At 51.0% G+C, this 18,235-nt stretch carries 17 protein-coding genes; 1 reads left to right on the top strand and 16 read right to left on the bottom strand.

Annotation, left to right across the window (positions count from 1 at the left end; genetic code table 11):
- Positions 1-195: 195 nt before the first annotated feature.
- From CDO73_RS26515 to CDO73_RS17070, 16 genes are all read right to left on the bottom strand, one after another.
- A complete protein-coding gene (locus CDO73_RS26515) occupies positions 196-603 on the bottom strand; it encodes a DUF6210 family protein (RefSeq protein WP_143536145.1) in 408 nt (135 codons plus the stop codon).
- 164 nt (positions 604-767) lie between these two features.
- On the bottom strand, positions 768-1,256 hold the full coding sequence (locus tag CDO73_RS17150; protein WP_088489749.1) for a hypothetical protein: 489 nt from the start codon (positions 1,254-1,256) through the stop codon (positions 768-770).
- A 156-nt stretch (positions 1,257-1,412) separates the two neighbouring features.
- Positions 1,413-1,889 carry a hypothetical protein gene (locus tag CDO73_RS26805; protein ID WP_256972738.1) on the bottom strand — a complete coding sequence of 159 codons (477 nt, stop codon included), beginning with the start codon at positions 1,887-1,889 and terminating at the stop codon, positions 1,413-1,415.
- A gap of 189 nt (positions 1,890-2,078) precedes the next feature.
- The gene (locus CDO73_RS17135) at positions 2,079-2,426 is read right to left on the bottom strand and encodes a hypothetical protein (protein ID WP_143536144.1); all 348 of its coding nucleotides are present in this window, start codon (positions 2,424-2,426) and stop codon (positions 2,079-2,081) included.
- Between the two features lie 185 nt (positions 2,427-2,611).
- Positions 2,612-2,962: a hypothetical protein gene (locus CDO73_RS17130; protein ID WP_088489747.1), complete on the bottom strand. Its 351-nt coding sequence runs from the start codon at positions 2,960-2,962 to the stop codon at positions 2,612-2,614.
- Between the two features lie 219 nt (positions 2,963-3,181).
- Positions 3,182-4,021 (bottom strand): HNH endonuclease, encoded by an 840-nt coding sequence (locus tag CDO73_RS17125; RefSeq protein ID WP_088489746.1) that lies wholly within the window; start codon positions 4,019-4,021, stop codon positions 3,182-3,184.
- 296 nt (positions 4,022-4,317) lie between these two features.
- Positions 4,318-5,478, bottom strand: a complete 1,161-nt coding sequence (locus CDO73_RS17115) for a PD40 domain-containing protein (protein WP_088489744.1) — start codon at positions 5,476-5,478, stop codon at positions 4,318-4,320.
- A 111-nt stretch (positions 5,479-5,589) separates the two neighbouring features.
- Complete coding sequence (locus CDO73_RS17110) at positions 5,590-7,122, bottom strand: sensor histidine kinase (RefSeq protein WP_088489743.1); 1,533 nt, start codon at positions 7,120-7,122, stop codon at positions 5,590-5,592.
- Complete coding sequence (locus CDO73_RS17105) at positions 7,119-7,847, bottom strand: response regulator transcription factor (protein WP_088489742.1); 729 nt, start codon at positions 7,845-7,847, stop codon at positions 7,119-7,121. Before CDO73_RS17105 ends, CDO73_RS17110 begins: the two co-directional genes overlap by 4 nt.
- Before the next feature lie 120 nt (positions 7,848-7,967).
- A complete protein-coding gene (locus CDO73_RS17100; protein ID WP_088489741.1) occupies positions 7,968-9,596 on the bottom strand; it encodes a GGDEF domain-containing protein in 1,629 nt (542 codons plus the stop codon).
- A 195-nt stretch (positions 9,597-9,791) separates the two neighbouring features.
- Positions 9,792-10,514, bottom strand: a complete 723-nt coding sequence (locus tag CDO73_RS17095; RefSeq protein WP_088489759.1) for a GTP pyrophosphokinase — start codon at positions 10,512-10,514, stop codon at positions 9,792-9,794.
- A 281-nt stretch (positions 10,515-10,795) separates the two neighbouring features.
- Complete coding sequence (locus tag CDO73_RS17090) at positions 10,796-12,817, bottom strand: S-layer homology domain-containing protein (protein WP_179218730.1); 2,022 nt, start codon at positions 12,815-12,817, stop codon at positions 10,796-10,798.
- Positions 12,818-13,723: 906 nt separating this feature from the next.
- Positions 13,724-14,362 (bottom strand): ABC-2 transporter permease, encoded by a 639-nt coding sequence (locus CDO73_RS17085; protein ID WP_088489739.1) that lies wholly within the window; start codon positions 14,360-14,362, stop codon positions 13,724-13,726.
- Positions 14,355-15,227 carry an ABC transporter ATP-binding protein gene (locus CDO73_RS17080; protein WP_088489738.1) on the bottom strand — a complete coding sequence of 291 codons (873 nt, stop codon included), beginning with the start codon at positions 15,225-15,227 and terminating at the stop codon, positions 14,355-14,357. Before CDO73_RS17080 ends, CDO73_RS17085 begins: the two co-directional genes overlap by 8 nt.
- A complete protein-coding gene (locus CDO73_RS17075; RefSeq protein ID WP_088489737.1) occupies positions 15,224-15,604 on the bottom strand; it encodes a GntR family transcriptional regulator in 381 nt (126 codons plus the stop codon). The genes CDO73_RS17080 and CDO73_RS17075 overlap by 4 nt, the downstream gene beginning before the upstream one ends.
- 216 nt (positions 15,605-15,820) lie before the next feature.
- Positions 15,821-16,870 (bottom strand): 2,3-butanediol dehydrogenase, encoded by a 1,050-nt coding sequence (locus tag CDO73_RS17070; RefSeq protein WP_088489736.1) that lies wholly within the window; start codon positions 16,868-16,870, stop codon positions 15,821-15,823.
- A gap of 288 nt (positions 16,871-17,158) precedes the next feature.
- On the opposite strand from CDO73_RS17070, the gene CDO73_RS17065 reads away from it, so the two are divergent.
- Positions 17,159-18,196 (top strand): LacI family DNA-binding transcriptional regulator, encoded by a 1,038-nt coding sequence (locus CDO73_RS17065; RefSeq protein WP_256972737.1) that lies wholly within the window; start codon positions 17,159-17,161, stop codon positions 18,194-18,196.
- The last annotated feature ends 39 nt before the right edge of the window (positions 18,197-18,235 follow it).

The raw sequence follows: 18,235 nt of genomic DNA, 5'->3' as shown, positions 1-18,235 counted from the left end.
CCTCCCGCCGCCTAACTGCCGCTTTCGGCAGTTAGGCGGCGGGAGGTGTCCGGTGAATCCACTCCCCCGAAATGCCTCTTCCGTACCAAGGATTGGGCTTGTCCCAGACCGTAGCGTTGAATGCGATGTTATCGGATGTCAGCACCTTCTTAGAATCCACTAAATTATTTTTATTTATATCAATGTTATTATGTTCTAATCGCTATTACTCCAAGTTAATATACCTTCATTCTCAGTAAATCCCTCAAACGATATTCTACTGTTTTCTTCATAACAAATATTAACATTTATCCATGCTTCCATTGACTCACTGAGCCTATGTCTATCAATAGATAAAAAACTCGTATTTCTATTTTCTTGAAAATATAAATCGATATAATCGGCATCTTCATTAGTCAAATTCGTTTTATTTAAAGTGTATTTCATTAAGAAATTCAAAGCATCCTTAGTATCGTCTTCAATAAATGTAAAAATGCCTTCTACAGATGGCTGCATACACGCATAACCACCTGCTTGATTAAAGTAAATCACTCCTGATTTAGTTTTTATAATTAAAGCTAATTGTTCCAAATCATATAAGCAGACTTTTCGATTATTGTTCATTTTATCGTCCTCGTCTTTTCAGTCTTTTAAATGCGCTGATTTCCGATAACGTTCCTGTATTTACGACTCGACGCATGTCGAGTGTGCAGCGAATGCCGGACCAAGGACGAATGTCCGCAGCGTGAATATTATGTTATCTGCTGTTTCTCTCTTCTTCGATTAATCTAATCAGTAAGTAAGTCTTTCAATAGCCACTCATTATTATTTCCATCTTTCGAAACAAACCAAATGTGACTATACTTTTCTGGCTTGTATATTTCATTCTTGTATTTAAGAAAGTCACTCATTCCATATACAGGAGAAGCATTCCTGACTAGAAGCGCTACAGGATAAACCACATCGTACTTATCTATCTTTTTTTCCTTTTGCTTTAACAATTCATTAAGAGTTTTTATATAATGTGTTGAGCTTTCTAATGCGTGAAATTCTTTATCAGATCTGCCTAATAACATCTTAGCTTCTTCCGAGTCATAAAATAAGTGAGTTACTTCTACGCCTATAAAACCGCCCTTTATATTCTTTAAAATATAGTCTGGACATTCTTGTTTTTCTACGACTTTCAAATCGTCTTGTCGATTGAAATTATATATGTTTATAAATATGCTAATAGCAGCTTCTTCTAAAGCAGATTTTTCATCATTGTGATTTCGCATTTTTGTTCTCTCCTACTATGTATTTGAGAAATTGCAGATAACGTTCCTGTATTTACGACCCGACGCGTTTCGGGTGTCTGGCGTATGCCAGACCAAGGACGTACGTCCGCAGCGTAAATATTATGTTATCTGATGTACGGTGGCTTCTTGAATCACTTACTCAGAATGACTAAATTCCTTCCGGATCTGTTCTTTTTTTTCTTCAATAATTGCTTTTAATCTTATGGCTTCTTTTTCTGTTATCTTTCCCTTGATTAAGTCGTCGTTGATCTCTACTTTAATATCTTCTAACAATCCTCTTGTTTGATATAATCTTAATCCTGTCCATTCTGTGATGAAAAAGTCATCCTTGATCTTACCGTCTATATTGAAGTGTATTCGGTAGTAACCTACATGGTTGGATCGATATTCAATTCTAACCTTGACTTCGATATATTCCCGCTCTTTATTCCCTACTTCTATGTAGTCTAAACTCTTGATATGCAACGAAATATCTTCGATTAAGACTTTCAAATACTGCTCGTCATAATCCCAAAATAGTTCTTCAAACTCTTCTGGCTCCTCAATCCTAAAAGTAATTACGTTAAGCCAGAACGCTTCTAACGCTCGATCTCTTGCATTGTGCTTGTACACTCAATTTCTTAAATCATGTATATTCATAAGTTCACTCATTTCATAAATGGTTTTACCATATTTCAGATAACGTTCCTGTATTCACGACTCAGCGTATGCTGAGTGTCCCGCGAATGCCGGACCCAGAACGAATGTCCGTAGCGTGAATATTATGTTATATGATGTTACTGTCTTCTTGATCTGCTTCCATTATTTATTTTCATCTACGAAATCTCTATATCTATCGTGTAGTTGTACTCCGTTTTTTATAGATTCCCCTGTTTGTTTGTCTACCACATCAAGATCAAAACCTAAATCACTATAACCATCAAGCATTTCTAATATTGAATACATCACTTCTTCTATTAATTCTGTTTGAATATCTTTGAACTTGTCAGGGCTAATTACTTTCCCTATACTCTCATATTCTTTCTTAAATTCAGTCCATGACATTTTTGATTCCTTATGTAAGCATGAAGAAGATAAATCACTATAGGTTTGTTTAATGTTTTCGAACTGTTGGAAAAAATCATTTAATTTATTCTCATTGGAATTCACTATAATGGCTCACCTTCTCTCTATTTGATGCTTTTCAGTAATTTCATATAACGTTCCTGTATATCCACGACTCGACGCATGTCGAGTGTCCGGCGAATGCCGGGCCAAGGAAGAATGTCCGCAGCGTGAATATTATGTTATAGGATGTCAGCGCCTTCTTCGATTTAGCACACTAAAATCATTTATTATCTTCGTTCATCTATCATCCATGAGAATTTACTTGCTATTGCATTTGCAATTTCTAAAATTGACTCTTCTATTTCTATCTTCATCTTTTGAGGTATATCTATTTCTATTAGGTTAATCTCTTCTATTCCTTTTAGAGTATAAAAAGCATAACTACCTTCTGAATCAGCTAAAAGACCAGTAGCTATTATCAATTCATCATTAATCATTTTGGAAAATTTCAAATTACTTATTTTGTTAAACTCTAATATTTCAATAAAGAATTTCTCAATTTCAATCGTTTTTGTTTTCTTTGTATATTTCTCATCGGAATAAATCATTAAATAATCATATAAAAGAAAATCGGACATATAATCCCCCCGTTCTTTCATGAATTTAAAGAAGGTTAGAGTGTTTTTGAGTTACTACGATCCTTTGGATATGATTGCGCTGATTTCCGATAACGTTCCCGTATTCACGACTCAGCGTATGCTGAGTGTCCGACGACTGTCGGACCTAGGGCGTATGCCCGCAGCGTGAATATTATGTTATATGACGTATGATACTTCTTTGAACTACAAACAAGTCACTTAAATATTCCACAAAGGTACTGAATAAACTGAGATCAAGCTACTTTTGTTTAATTTTTTCAAATTACAGTCTTTACATAGAATTTGTAAATTTGAAGGGTCATTACTTCCGTAATTAGAAATAGGCACAATATGATCTATTTCAAAATCTCCTCCACGATTAATGACACCTGTCATGTCACATCTACAAACTACACAAACGCCATTATCTCTATAAAATAACCCTTTCTTTAACCAAGCAGGCCACCTGTTTCTTTTAACTTTGTTTCCTTTTTTAAAACCTTCAGGATAATCTACATTCAAATCTTCTTTTTCATCAACTAAATGATTTGCGATTTCTTCATGAAAATCTCTAAGAAACGACTTATTTAGCATCAGTAAATGAAAGCTTGAATTAATTGCTATTGGTTTAATCTCTTCCTGTATGCCATGAATAGTATCAATAAAATTCTCAAATTGAATGCATGAAATACAAGATTTACAATGATTACAATTACTTATAGCTTCAAAATCCAAATCCACGTCAGATAAATCTATTCCCGCTCCTTCAATGAACTTAATTTCATAGTAAATATATGACTCATATTCAGAAATACTAAGATTCTTTAAGGTGCTTCTTAGATCATGTTCAACAAATCCATCAACGTATTCTAAATAGTAATGTAAAATCGTCTTTTTATGTGGTTTAAATAATCTCGGTATAATCTCTTCCTTCAACTCTTCCCAAAAATCTTTGAAAATAAATCCATGAACAGCCTCTTCATTGTAAAATATATCTATCGACCAATTCGCTAATTGAATTGCTTGACTATAACTGAATTTCACGTGTTTATTATTCATAAAAACCTCTTGAAATTTATTTTCTTCATCATATGTTATATAACGTCTTTTTCACGAACTTCCTAAATTCGCTACCTCCCGCAGTATTCACGAACTGCACAAATCTCTCACTCAAACCGATATTGCGGAACTCTCTTATTTCATGTATATCACATCCACACTTCCAGTATAACCTTACCAATCCAGCATGAATATCACTTTTTCTCATTACTCTCCCGCTTCTTCACGCAAAAAAGCCCGCGCTTTTGCGCGAGCTCCTTCTTCCTTTTCAGTTTCCTATCCCTGTCATCCCGTTCCTACCAAGACACCGTAATAATCGAAGTCTGGAAGCCCATCTGCCCGTTCTCGCGCTCCGACTTGTTGACCATGATCTTCGTGCCGGATTCGCTCCATTTCATCGCGTCGCCGGCGTCGGCGAGGTCGGAGGAGATCATGAAAGCTTCTCCCGTCGCGGCATCGGAGATATAGAAACCGTCTTTGCTGCCGTCATCGGCGGAGGTCACGGTATACGCGAGGCGTTTGCCGTCGGGCGACCAGCTTGTGCCGAATACCTGCGTGCCGGAAGCCAGCGTCTTTTTCTCGTTGCCGGCCAGATCGGTCAGCATCAGCGTCATTTCGGTCTGCGCGGTACGCTTGACGAGCGCCAATTGGCTGCCGTCCGGCGAAGGGATCGCCCATTGGATGCCGCTGCCGAACCGTTCGAGCTTCTTCGTCGAAGTATGGTAAGCGAACAGTTCCTGCTCGTTCAGCCCCGTATAATACACGATGTCTCCGGCGGCCTGAATCCCGTTGGCGCGCTGACCGGCGTCTTGGGTCAGGTCCAGTAGCTGCGTCTCGTTCCCTTGCAGATCGGTCTCGAACAATCCGCCTTCGATATTCCCGTACACGAAATGCTCGTTATCCAGCCATGCGCCGTCGATCAAGATCTCCCGGCCTTTGGCGATCTGCACCGATTTACCGGTCTTCAGATCCATGATGTAGCCGATGCCCGTCATTTCGAAGATCTCTTGGTAAAAAAGATGCTTTTTGTCCGGCGACAATTTGGCTCCGCTCCAATTTTTGTCCGCGTCCGCGACGATCGCTTTTTCTCCGCCGCCTTCCAATTCGTGCGCGTATAGACCGTGCGGAAGCATCTGTCCGTCGCCGAACGCCTGCGGATCGCCGGAGTCGTCCTGCCGATCCACCAGAATCTCGTTTTCGCCGAGCCAGTCTTGACCTCGCACGCCGTTCACTTTCTGAATGTCTTCCAATTTGAGATCGGCGTAGACCGATTGATTCGTATTTTCCGTCACCGTGATGTCGGGCTTCGCGGCCGATGTGTCGGTGTTCGTCTGCTGCGCGCCGCCCGGCGCCACGACGACGGGTTCCGAAGCCGAAGGCTGGGATCCGCATCCGGCCAGCAGCAGGATCGCGGCCGCGGCAGCCGATAAAGCGTTGATCCGTTTATGAATAGTCATGGGTCGTTCCTTCCCCTCGTTATGAATAGAACCAGTGTACCGGACAAATGCTTCGAAAATGTTTCAGCCGCGTAAACAATCCCGCCGTCCTGATTGGGATGCGTTCTATCCTTATGCCTTCGCCGCTTCTTTGCCCGCAAAAGGAAACGTCAATTCGAATAAAGTACCGCTTTCGTCGGAAGACACCAGCTCGATCGTGCCGCCCTGCGCTTCCGTCAGCCTTTTGACCAATGCCAGACCCAAGCCGCTGCCGCCCGACTGCCGCGCCCGGTCCCGGTTGACGGTGAAGAACGGTTCGAAGATGCGTTCGCGCAGCTCTTCGGGAATCGCCGGTCCGGTATTCGCGACGCGAACCGCCAGACGTTCCTCCTGCCCGATCCGCTTCACTCCGCTCTCCACCGTTACCGTCCCGTCCGCGACATTGTATTTGATCGCGTTATCCAACAAATTCACGAAAATATGCATAAAACTTTCCCGGTCGAACCAGATCGGGGCCCGATGAACCGCATCTTCGCCATCCTGCTCGGCGTCTAGGCGAAGCGTCAGACCGAACCTCTCCGCTTTGCCCCGCATCCGTCCGGCGATATCGGCCAGCGCTTCGTCCGCGTCCATCTCGCCGGCCTGCAGTTCGAAATCGTATTTCTCCAATTCCGCGAGCCGAAGCACTTTCTCGACCATCTCGTACAGCCGCTCCGCTTCTTTGCCGATATTGAGCCGCGCTTCTTCCAGCAGATTCGGATCGTCGCCGTACATCTCCAGCAGTTCGACGTAGGCTTTGATCGAAGTGAGCGGCGTTTTGAACTCGTGGCTGATGCTGCCGATATATTCTTTTTGCTGCCGCTCGAGCGCCTGCAATTTCTCTACCGCGAGCTTGAGCTTGCGCTGTTCGCCTTGCATGGCCGAGATATTGCGTTCGATCGCGCCGCTCATCTCGTACAATCCTTCGCCGAGCTGACCCAGTTCGTCGCGGCTGCGTTTAAGCGGAGCCGAACGGATAAACTCGCCCCGTCGGATCGCGTCCGCCGCTTTTTTCAATCGGACGATGCCGCCCGCGAAGCGGTTGAAGAACAGATACCCCAGCACGAAGCTGAGCGCGACCACGCTGAGTCCGATCGTCACGAAGAGGTCGCGAATATCCGCGTAAGCCGCTTGGTAGCTGCCGATCGGATAACGGAAACGGATTACGCCGAGCTGCCCGTCCGGGCCTTCCAGCGGCGCGAAATATTCCAGCGAACTGCCCTGCTTCCAATACGCCACCTGCCCGCCGATCGCGTAACGAAAAGCCGATGCGCCCGAAGCGTCTCCTTCCAGCGGTCCGATCTCTCCGGGCAGCGACGTGCCGATCCGGCCGCCTTCGGCATCGTATAAGGTCACGGGCATGCCGATCAGATCCGACAGCTCGTCCGATAAACGCACGCCTTCCTGCTTCAGAAAAGCCGGCGGCTGAAGTCTCGGCGTCTGCGAATAATACTCTTGTCTGACCCGCAGATTCGCGAGCTGCGTCTGCCGCGCCATCGTCGCTTCGATCTGCTCTTTCTGGCTCTCTTCCGTGCCTCGCAGCACCAATGCGCTCAATACGCCGACCGTCAGAATCAGCAGCACGGCCAGAAACAGCGTGAATTTCAGCTTGATGCTGATTCTCATGACGGCAGAGCCGCCTTATACCCGACGCCGTATACCGTTTGCAGCATTCCCTGATGATGCTCGCCGAGCTTTTTGCGCAGACGCTGCACATGGATATCCACCGTGCGCGTGCCGCCCGCGTAATCCATGCTCCATACCCGGTCCAGCAGGTCGTCGCGCGTGAAGACGCGGGCCGGCCGGGAGACGAGCAGCGTCAGCAGATCGAATTCTTTGGGCGTCAATTCCAGCTCCTGCCCGTCGAGTTCGGCCGAACGGTGCGAGATGCGGATCCGCAGCGGGCCGAGTTCCACGAGATCGCCGGCTTCCGCTTCGTCAGGGGCCGAATCGCCGGATTCGCCGCCGCCCGCGGCCGCTCCGTTTTTCTCCAGACGGCGCATCAAAGCTTTGACTCTCGCCAGCACTTCGCGGATCTCGAACGGCTTCGTCATATAATCGTCCGCGCCCAGTTCCAGCCCGACGATCTTGTCGATCATGTCGTTCTTGACCGTGAGCAGAATAATGCCGATTCCGCTGCGGTTCTCCAGACGTCGGCAGACTTCGTATCCGTCCATTTTGGGCATCATGACGTCGAGCACCAAGACCGAAGGGCCGAAACTTTCGACTTTCTCGAGCGCTTCTTCCCCGTCGGCCGCCGTTTCCGTCTCGTATCCTTCCCGTTTCAGGGCGTACGCGATCGCGCTGCGAATCCCCGGTTCGTCGTCTACGACCAATACCTTTTTGCTCATCGATAACTCCTCCTGTCCGCTTGCTTCTTACTTTATTAAACACGCAACCGTTCGAAAATGCACGGCAAACAGCCCCGGCAGGTCCGAAATCCCTGCCGGGGCTGCGCGATCGAGTCCGTATTACCCTTCCGCCACGACCCGGTCTTTGCCCGACCGTTTCGCCATATATAACCGGCGGTCGGCTACCGCGAGCAGATCCGTGCGGCTGATGCCGCCGCCGTACACGGTATGTACGCCGATGCTTGCCGTCACGGGCAATTTGCCCGTGATCGGGCTCCAATCCGCGTTCCGGATCGCGAGGCACATCCGATTCGCCAACTCGCGCCCCTGCTTCGCGTCGGTACGCGGGAACATGGCGACGAATTCCTCGCCGCCCATGCGCGCCACCGAAGCTTTCTCCGGGGCGGCGACCGACAGGATCTTCGCCACGTTGATCAAGACCGTATCGCCGACGACGTGCGAGAGCGTATCGTTGATCCGCTTGAAGAAGTCCAAATCGATGATCGCGACCGTGAGCGGTTCGCCGTTCTCCGCGGACTGCACCAGCAGCTCGTTGAGATGCTCGTCGATAAAGCGGCGATTGCGCAGTCCGGTAAGCGGATCGCGCAGCGCCATCTCGCGGAAGTGCTCGCTGCTCTTGCGAGCCTCCTCGGCCTCGAATACGGCCTGGAAGATGCGCGCTTTGGCTTCGCGTTCGGCCGAGCGAAGCGCTTCCGATTCGTCGTGGAACACGCGGTGTTCCTCGTACGCTTCTTTGTAACGTCCCGCGGCCGCATACAGCTCGGCCTGACGAAGCCGAACCCGCACGCCGAGTCCGGTCAAGCCGTGATCGTCGCACAGATGACGGGCCTCGTCCAGCATAGCCTGCGCTTCGGCCAGTTTGCCTTGCATCAGCTGCGCCTGCGTGATCGTCAGCATGCATTCCGGCAGCGAAGCCAATTCGCTGAGCTTTCTCTGCGACGGGTCGGAGACCACGGACAGCAGCGTCTTCTCGGCGGCTTGCGGATCGCCCAGCAGGATTTCGCCTTTGGCGATCGTGTCCAGCAGCATCATGTCGATCCGAAGCCCGTGCCGTCCGGACAGTTCGCGGATCTCCTCGATCAACTGCGCGGCTTTCTCGAGATCGCCGAGATCGTAATACGTAAACGCCATATTGTTGAGCGCATACAAAGCAAATTGGACATCGTCCGTCGCGTCGGCGATCGCCAACACCTCGTCGAAACGCTGTTTCGCATCGTCGTAAGCGCCCGACTCGTCCAGCGCCAAAGCGAGAATCATCAAGTGATCCGCGCGCGTGGCGGGCGCTACCCCGCTCGGCAGATGCTTCAAGGCGCGAAGAGCATGTTCGAGCGCGCTGTCGTGATCGCCGAGCCTGCGGAAGAAGCTGCACAGCAAGCGATGGCTCCGCGCGAGAATATGATCGTGGCCGTGCTCCGACGCCCAAGCATTGATCTCCCGAATCAAACGTCCGCTCTCGGCCACTTTGCCCTGCCGGCCGATCACGTCGGCGTGAATCAAGCGAGTGCGCTGAATCAGATCTTCGTACCCGAGCCGTTCGGCGGCGACCAGCGCCTGCTGAACCGGCCCGATCGCCACGTTAATGTCCCGATAAGGCTGAATCTCCAACCGATCGAGCAGTACCTCGAATTCTTCGCGGCTACAGCCCCCTCGCTCCGCCGCCCGGTCAAGCAGTTCCCAGTCCGGTCTTTTAATCGAAGCCGTTTTTTTGTCTGAATGATGATCCGGCAAGGTGTCTCCTCCCCCATGCAGCCGCAGTTTCCATGTAAGTTGTCCGCGACTTTATCGCGATACAATGACTACCAAGTATCCCTATACTAAGGTCACCCGCCGTTAAAATCAATGTCTCATCCCTAATTCGGCCTATAAAATATAGGAAAAAAGACCGATCGGAAGATGAACCTCCCCGGTCTTTTTCAGAATCCGTCAATGCTGCCCCAAAATATCCAGCAGCGTGCCCGGAATCCGGAACTGCTGTCCGTTGATATGAATCGTTTTGAGAAGTTCGCGTTCTTCGGCGTCATGCGCGTCTTTGATCGCCTGAACTTCATGCTGCAAGCGTTCCATCTGAAGATCCAGCGAACTGGCGGAATCGGCCGCGGCTTTGAGTTCGGCCAACAATTCTTCCGGAACGTCCTGATTATACTTGTAGAAGATTTTGTGTTCGAGGCTGGCCCAGAAATCCATCGCGATGGTGCGGATCTGGAGTTCGACGCAGACATGTTCGGTCCGATCGGACAAGAAGACCGGCACTTCGATCAACAGATGCAGGCTGCGGTAACCGTTCGGTTTGGGATTCGCGATATAATCTTTGACTTCCAGCACTTTCAGGTCGTCCTGCTGCTTCAGCATCTCGCTTACTTTGTAGATGTCGGAGATGAACGAGCAGGTGATGCGCAGGCCGGCGATATCGCGGATATGTTCTTTGATCGACTCGAGCGAAATATTGCGGTTTTTGCGAACCAGCTTGTTCACGATGCTTTCCGGCGATTTCAGACGGGATTTGGTATGCTCGATCGGACTGTAATCGTGCAGCGTCTGAAATTCTTGTTTGAGAATATCGATCTTCGTCTCCATCTCGTCAAGCGCAAACTTGTAGGTCATCATAAAGCGGGTCACTTCGTCGCGAAACGATTTCAACTGTTCCATCGGAACCCGGTTTTTGGTCAAGTCCAAAGCGTTATTTTCTATCACTTTCGTTCTCGTTCCTCTCTGCAGGGGGCACCCGAACTCGGCGTCCGGCCGTCATGTCGAATAGTATGCCTACTCCCAATATCGGTCACTTTAAGTATAGTGCTTACCTCTTCGTTTTACAAATTGGCAAAAAACGCCGATTCATTCGAAAAAAAGGTCCGGAACGTCGTGGTTGACGTTCCGGACCTCCGGTTTGGCTCATATTCAGAAAAAGGCGATGCTCGAATTTCAAGAAATCAATCGATCATTCCGGATTGGCTCAGCAAACGCTGCAGCATAGCCGCCGTCTCGCCGCGCGTCACGTCGCTGCCCGGCTTCAGGCTTCCGTCGTAGCCCCGAATAACGCCTTGGCGTATCATCTGCTCGACCGCCGAACGGGACCAATCGCTGACTTCGCCGGAATCTTCAAAGCTGCCGAGCTGCATCGAAGCCGAACCGCCGACTGCCGTATCCGGCGTCAGCGCCGACTGGGCGCGTCCCAGAATCGCCGCCGCTTCCTCGCGGCTGATCGTCCGGTCCGGAGCGAAGCCTCCGTCGCTTTGCCCGTTGATCAGGTTCCATTGGGCGGCGGTGCGAACGGCTTCCGCGTACCAGTCGGAGGCCTTCACGTCTTTGAAAGAACGTTCGGTTCCGCGGTCGTACAGCGCGTAAGCGCGAACGACCGCGGCCGCGAATTCCGCGCGGGTAACCGGACGGTTCGGCGCGAATTGCCCCGTGCTTTCCCCGTTGAGGATCTGGCGGGCGGAAAGATCTTCGACCGCCGACCGGCTCCAGTGGTTATCGGTATCCGCGTAAGAAGACTGCGCGTTCATGAAAGATACGCCCCCGCCTTCCAGCGTCTTGACGACGACGTACTTCTCGCCGCCTAGTTCGACGATTCTCGTCGGCAGCGGCTTGAGCGTGCCGTCGGGATTCAGCGTGACGCCCGTCAATCCGGCGGAAACGGCGCTTGTCGGCAGTTTCACCGAGTACTCCGCGTAATTTTCGAATTTGTCGGTCCACGCTTCGTTCGCGCCTGCGCCGGCGGCCAAGCTGAACTTGAGCGGCGCCAGATCGGACCGCTGTCCGCCGCGTTCGGCAATCGCTTTGTTCAGCGATTCGGTCTCCGCCTCGGAAGGAGCGCTGACTTCGATGTTGTAAACGGCGGCGGCGTCGACCGTGCCGGAAACCGATTGAACGTTCAGGCCGGAAGCCGGCAGCTTGACCGAAAAGTCCGGCGTGCGGATCGTCAGCGGCAGGTTGCCTTGGCGCAGCGAGCCGAGCAGCTTGCCGCTGATCTCCCCGGTCAGCTTGTTCGCCGATTCCGCCAGCGGAACGATGATGCCGCCGCTGCCCGAATTCGGCAGTTCGGACAAAATCTTGGCTTCGTCGAGTTTAAAGTTCGTCGTGCGGATCCCGCCGACGTTCGACGTCTGGGCGGAAGACAAAGCGCTCACGTTTTTGCCGCCCACGATCACCGGCAGCAGAGCCGAAGCGGCCGGCGCAGGAGCGGGAACCGGAGTCGAAGGCGTGCTCGGAGCCGGAGAGCTCGTTGTCGGAGCCGGCGTCGGGTTAGGCGTAGGTGCAGGGTCAGGCGTAGGCGGCGTTATGACGACCGGAGGAGTGGAGCCGCCGCCCGTGCCCGGATTGTCGCCGCCGGCTCCTCCGTCCGATCCGCCAGTGCCGGGGTTCGGAGTAGGCGTAGTGCCGGGATCGGGAATCGTTTCGGAAATCGGAGTTCCGAATCTTAAAGTAAGCGTACTGATCGTCATACCCACCGCATATTGGTAATTCACGTACACGACATCTTGGGTTGCGTTGATCAAAGCCGGAATCCCGTCCCGTTGATAAGGAATTCCTTCAGGCGTCGCGTTCGGAAGAGATTCCCATATGCTGCCGTTATATTTGGATACCGAAGGTGCTTGTTGTTCGCCCGAATTATAAGCCGCGTATAGGTATCCTCCCGCGAAAGTAATTTGTTTTCCGCTCTGTCCGCCTTTTGCCATCAATCCTGGACTTCCGGCGTGCAGCCAAGCATCGTTATTTTCATCAAGAGTTTGCGTATACGTTTTGATTTGCAGCGCCTGTTCCGGTGTTTGTGTCGAGTCTATATAATAAATCGCATGCATGCCTAATCCGTCCGTCGCGTAAGAGATCTCGCCAATCGAAGAAGGAATTTCGACTTCTTTGGTTGTCGGGATAAGAACCGTATCGGAAGAATCGCTTGCATACGTCACAAAATGCAATCGACTTTGCACGCCTTCATAGACTTTGTACATGATGAAAGGCTGTCCTTCCACGACCTGCATTTTGATGTAATTTACATCATGCTGATTGTTCCCCTGAGATGTTCCTTCCAATAACCCCCATGACCCCGAAGAATTGGTTCCTAGGGAGTAGCTTTGTATAGTCAGACCACCGGAAGCGGCCGAGTCCGTATAAGCCAAATAAAGTCGATCGTTCCCTGCTCCAAGCGTTATGTTGGAAGCTTTGACATCGGTCAAAGGAGCGCCAACATTTTCCCATGTTCCGTTTACAAACCTTTTGATGATAAGAGGCGCGTCAATATCGTTTTCCGTGTCTCTGTATGCGGCATAAAGAACGCCTTTGTATGCCGCAAAAGAAGACATATTACTCGAACGTATGATCGGAAGATCGCCTTTAGATAACGGTTCGATATCTCCGTTTCGATAAATGGCTATCCCTTTGCGATCAGGCGAATAATCGTTGACGATTGTATACATATTGCCGTCAGAGTCCAAAAGAGAAGTAACAAGACCCTTCGCATTAATATCTTGAATTTTGGTCCAATTTTTCTCGTTTTGCGGATCGGCTACGTTCGGCGAAGAGGTGTTAGGATCCGTGGAAGACGGATCATTCACGTTTACATCATTCGAGATATTTTGATCGATCGAATCGGCGAACGCCGCCGGAACGGAAGCCCCGAGAGTCAATGCAAACGAAAAACTGAGTACGGCTGCTTTCTTGGCCCATTTGGCTTTGGAAAAGCTGGATGTCATCTGTGATCTTGTCTCCTCTGTAATCGTCTGGATGTCGAACCGTTTCGGTTTCCTATCTTATCCTATCGGTCCGAACCCTTTCTGAACACGCCAAAAAGTCCTGTTCTTTTCAAACAGGACTTTTCTTGAATAGGAACCTTTCCCACCCCCGAAAACGAATCTTTCCTATACGTCCCGCCGTCCGTACAGCTTGATCGATAGCGCCGCGGACGCGATCACCAGCACGGTCAGCGCCAAGCCCGCCGTCAGCAGCGTCGGCGCGGCTCTCCAGATGTCGTCGTCGATCCATCTTTGCATGGTCAGCGAATTTTGGACCAGCGAACCGATCAAGGTGCTCACGAAGATCACCAGAATCATAAAAACGATACGCACAGTCTGAATGCCTTTGGGTCCCAGCCAATAATAAACGGGCAGATAGATCGAAGCGACCAACGCGTTCAATCCGAACACGGCCAGCATGTCATGGGCGCGAAAAACGCCCGCTTCGATTCCGAGCAGCCCCGCGCATAGATAAAAGACGACGCTGAAAACTAAACCGATCACCGTAAAAGGCAGGATGCTCGCATACTTGGAAAGCACGAACTGACGGCGGCTGACCGGAAGACTGGCCGTAAAGCGCTGCGTTCCATTCTGAATATCGATCGTGCAGGACGTGATGAACAAGATCATCGCCGGCATCATCGCATAGATCAAAAAGCTTGCGTTTTGCGCGAAAGTCATGTAGGCGAAGAACGGAAAAAGAATCAATATATAGCGATATACCAGCAAAATATCTTTCCGGACCAGATAAACCACGCTATGCATGAACCCGTTCCCCTTTCCCTTTCGCCGTGTAATACACGATCTCTTCGAGCGTCGGCTGTTCGATCAAGGCCAGACCTCCGAACAGCTTTTCCGCCGATTCGCGTTCCTTCATTAAGCCTTCGAACCCCATGTCCGTTTCTCTCAGCCCTATAAAGAGCGCGCGCAGATCGGCATCCAGCAGTTCTTTGCCGCCTTTGACGAGCGCATGACGTTCCAGCACCGCGTCTTTGGTTTCTTCGAAGATCAGCCTGCCTTTGTTGACGAACACGATATAATCGGCGATCCGGTCGAGGTCGTTGGTGATATGGCTGGAGAACAAGATCGATCGGCGCTCGTCTTGGATCTGCTCGGCCAGCAGGTCCAGCAGTTCGCGCCGGAATACGGGATCGAGCCCCGCCGTCGGTTCGTCCATGATCAGCAGCTCGGCCGAATGGGACAAAGCGACCGCCAGCGAGAACTTCATTTTCATGCCTTTGGACAGTTCTTTGATCTTCTTGTTCTCGGGCAGTTCGAACCGGTCCAGATAACCGCGGAAGACGTCTTCGTTCCAATCGCCGTAGAACGGGGCCAGAATATTCTTCATTCGTTTCAACGTCAGATGTTCGTAAAAATAACTTTCGTCCGACACGTAACCGATCTTGCCCCGAAGCTCGGCCGCGTCGCCTTGCAGTCTTCGTCCGAACAATTCGACATGCCCTTGATCGGGCCGAACCATCTGCATCATCATGCGGATCAACGTGCTTTTGCCCGAACCGTTCGGCCCGATCAATCCGGTGATGAAGCCTTTGCGGACATCGAAGGTTACGCCGTTCAATTCGAATCCGTCGTAGCGTTTGCCGATGCTTTCCATTCTTACCGCGTTCATCTGTCATCCTCCTCGTATACGGTTTCCAGCAGAGCGATCAGCTCCTGCTTGTCCAATCCGAGCGTCCGGCTTTCGGCCGCGATTTCCGCCAACTTCTCCTCAAGCGCCTTCAAGCGCTGCTCGCGCAAGAACTCGCGGTTGACGCCGGAGACGAACGAACCGCGTCCGACCATCGAATCGATCAGCCCCGCGCGTTCCAGTTCTTCGTAAGCCCGCTTGGTCGTGATCACGCTGATCTGCAAGTCTTTCGCGAGTTGGCGAATCGAAGGCAAAGACGAACCGGCCGGCAGTTCTCCCGTCAAGATCGACTGCCGAATCTGCGACACGATCTGCGCATAGATCGGTTCGCCGGACGAATTGGAGATTACGATATTCATCGTCCACCTCCTGTTCACTTTGTATATAGACAATATATACATTGTACAGGTAAACGTCAATCCGCTTCCGCGACGAACGAGTGACGAATCGCGCGCAGCACGCCGGTTTTCGATTTTCGGACAACATAAACAGGCTGCCCGAAACCTTCCGAAAGGTTCGCGGGCAGCCTGTTGTCTTCGGCTGTTCAATAGCTATTCAACAAGACGTCGACTTGATTATTCCGCTTTGACCAGAATCTTGACTTGGTCTTTTTCTTTGAGCAGCGTCTCGAAGCCTTCGCTCAACACTTGATCCAGCTCGATGCGTTTGGTTACCAGTTTCTCGGCCGGGAAGTAGCCTTGTTCCATCAAGCTGATGACCGCCGGGAAAACGTTCCGGTAACCGATAATGCCGTTGATCATCCGTTCTTTCATGACGATGCGGTTCGGCATGATCGGCGCTTCTTTTTCGAAAATGCTGACGATCATCAATTCGCCGCTGATGTTGGTCGATTCCAGCGCTTGAGTGAGCACGCTCGGAACGCCGGTGACTTCGTAAGCGATATCCACGCCGCCTTCCGTGCGCTCGTGAATCTCGGAGACGACGTCCATTTCTTTGGGATCGAGCACGATCGCGCCCAGTTCGGCCGCTTTGGCTTTGCGTTCCGGCGACAATTCGACCGCGTAGATCTCTGCCGCGCCCGATGCTTTGAGCGCTTCGATGACGAGCAACCCGATCGGGCCGGCGCCGAATACCGCCGCTTTGTCGCCGACTCTGAGTTTGCTTTGGCGAACGGCATGCAGAGCGACAGCGGATGGTTCGACCAGCGCGCCTTGTTCGTAAGACATGCTGTCCGGAATCTTATGCACCATGTATTCTTGAGCGGTCACGTATTCCGAGAAACCGCCTCCGCCTCCGGCCAAGCCGAGGAAGCCCATTTTTTCGCACAGATTGTATTTGCCTTTGCGGCAAGCTTCGCATTCACCGCAAGCATAGATCGGTTCCACCACGACGCGGTCGCCGACTTGCACGCGCGTCACGCCTTCGCCCGTCTCCACGACGCGGCCCGAGAATTCGTGGCCCATCACGACGGGAGCGGATTCGCCGGTAATCGGATGCGGTTCTCCGGCCGGAATAAAGATCGGGCCGGCCGTATATTCGTGCAGATCGCTGCCGCAGATGCCGCACCATTCCACTTTAATTTTGACTTTGCCGGGCTGCGCCTTCGGTTCTTCGATTTGTTCCAAACGCAGATCCTTAGGTCCGTGCCATCTCAATGCTTTCATTGCCGGTCATCTCCTTCGGTTGTCTTGGCATGAACGTCCCGATCATTCCGGAAACGTTTCCGAAAATAAATATGTCATAATATTGGCACATTGTCAAACCAAACAAGCTAAAATATCCTTGCGTTCTGCGGCGAATGTATTATGTAAAAGCTGAAATATAAGCATTCAAAAGCTTTTATGCCTGAATTTTAAACTTGCGTTCGCAAGGGGTGCTATAATATAGAGATACGGTATTCATTCCATTCTTATTCGGAAACGATTCCGAAAATAAGAATCCGAAATCAAGAGGTGATCTTTCTGGCAGCCAAAAAAGTGACGATCGAAGACGTGGCGCGCCATGCCGGCGTCGGCATCGCCACCGTCTCCCGCGCGATCAACAACGGCGAAGGCATAAGCGCCAAGACGCGTACCCGCATTCTGCAAACGATCGAAGAATTGGGATTCGTGCCGAATACTTCCGCCCAGAGTCTCAAAGTCCGGCTGACCAATCAAATCGCGCTGGCCGTGCCGGATATTCGCAACGCGATCATTCCCGATATCGCTTGGGCCGTCGAGCAGGCGGCGAAAGCTCACGGCTACCGGGTGGTGCAGATCAATACGGCCGGCAACGCGAGAGCCGAACTGGAAGTGGTGCGCGATATCAAGAAATTGCATGTGGACGGACTGATCGTCATGCCGCTGGCCTATCCCAAGACACTGCCCGAATTGATCAACAAAGCCGGCCTTCCGATCTCGGTTATCAATTACGGCAAACAGCTTGACGCTTCGCTCAAAGCCGACGTGGTCTGTTTGTCGATTCTGGAAGGCAAGTTGGTCATGGAGCATCTCCAGCAGATCGGACGGACGCGCATCGCGTATGCCGGCACGCAGAAAGACGTGATCGAAGACCGTTATCTGGCGTACGAACTCGCGCTGGATCGGGTAGATGCTTCGCTGGTGTATTTCGGGGAAGATTTCTCGCTTCAGACCGGAGTTCGCGCCGCCGACTATTTCCATAGCCTCGCGCGCATGCCGGATGCCGTCTACGCGGTTAACGATATGGTCGCGATCGGCTTGGTCAATCGGTTCAAAGAACTGGGCGTACGCGTTCCGGAAGAAGTCGCCGTCGTCGGCATCGACAACAACCAATGGACCACGATCAGCAGCCCGCAGATCAGTTCGGTGTCGATCATGGGCAGCGAAGTGGCCCGGCTGGCGACCGAACTGCTGCTGAGAAGAATCCGGGAACAGAGCCGCGACGATTACGAGAAAGTGGAGTTCGAGCCGCGGCTGATCGTCAGGGAATCCAGCGTGTCGCTCAAGCGTTCTCCCATGTCGGGAAGCTAAAGAGAAAAAAATACCGCCTCGCGAACGGGTTGCCGTTCG

It is taken from the genome of Saccharibacillus sp. O23 (assembly GCF_002205895.1).
GTDB lineage: Bacteria > Bacillota > Bacilli > Paenibacillales > Paenibacillaceae > Saccharibacillus.
The sequence above is the reverse complement of the archived record's forward strand: the minus strand, read 5'-3'. Positions and strand labels throughout refer to the sequence as shown.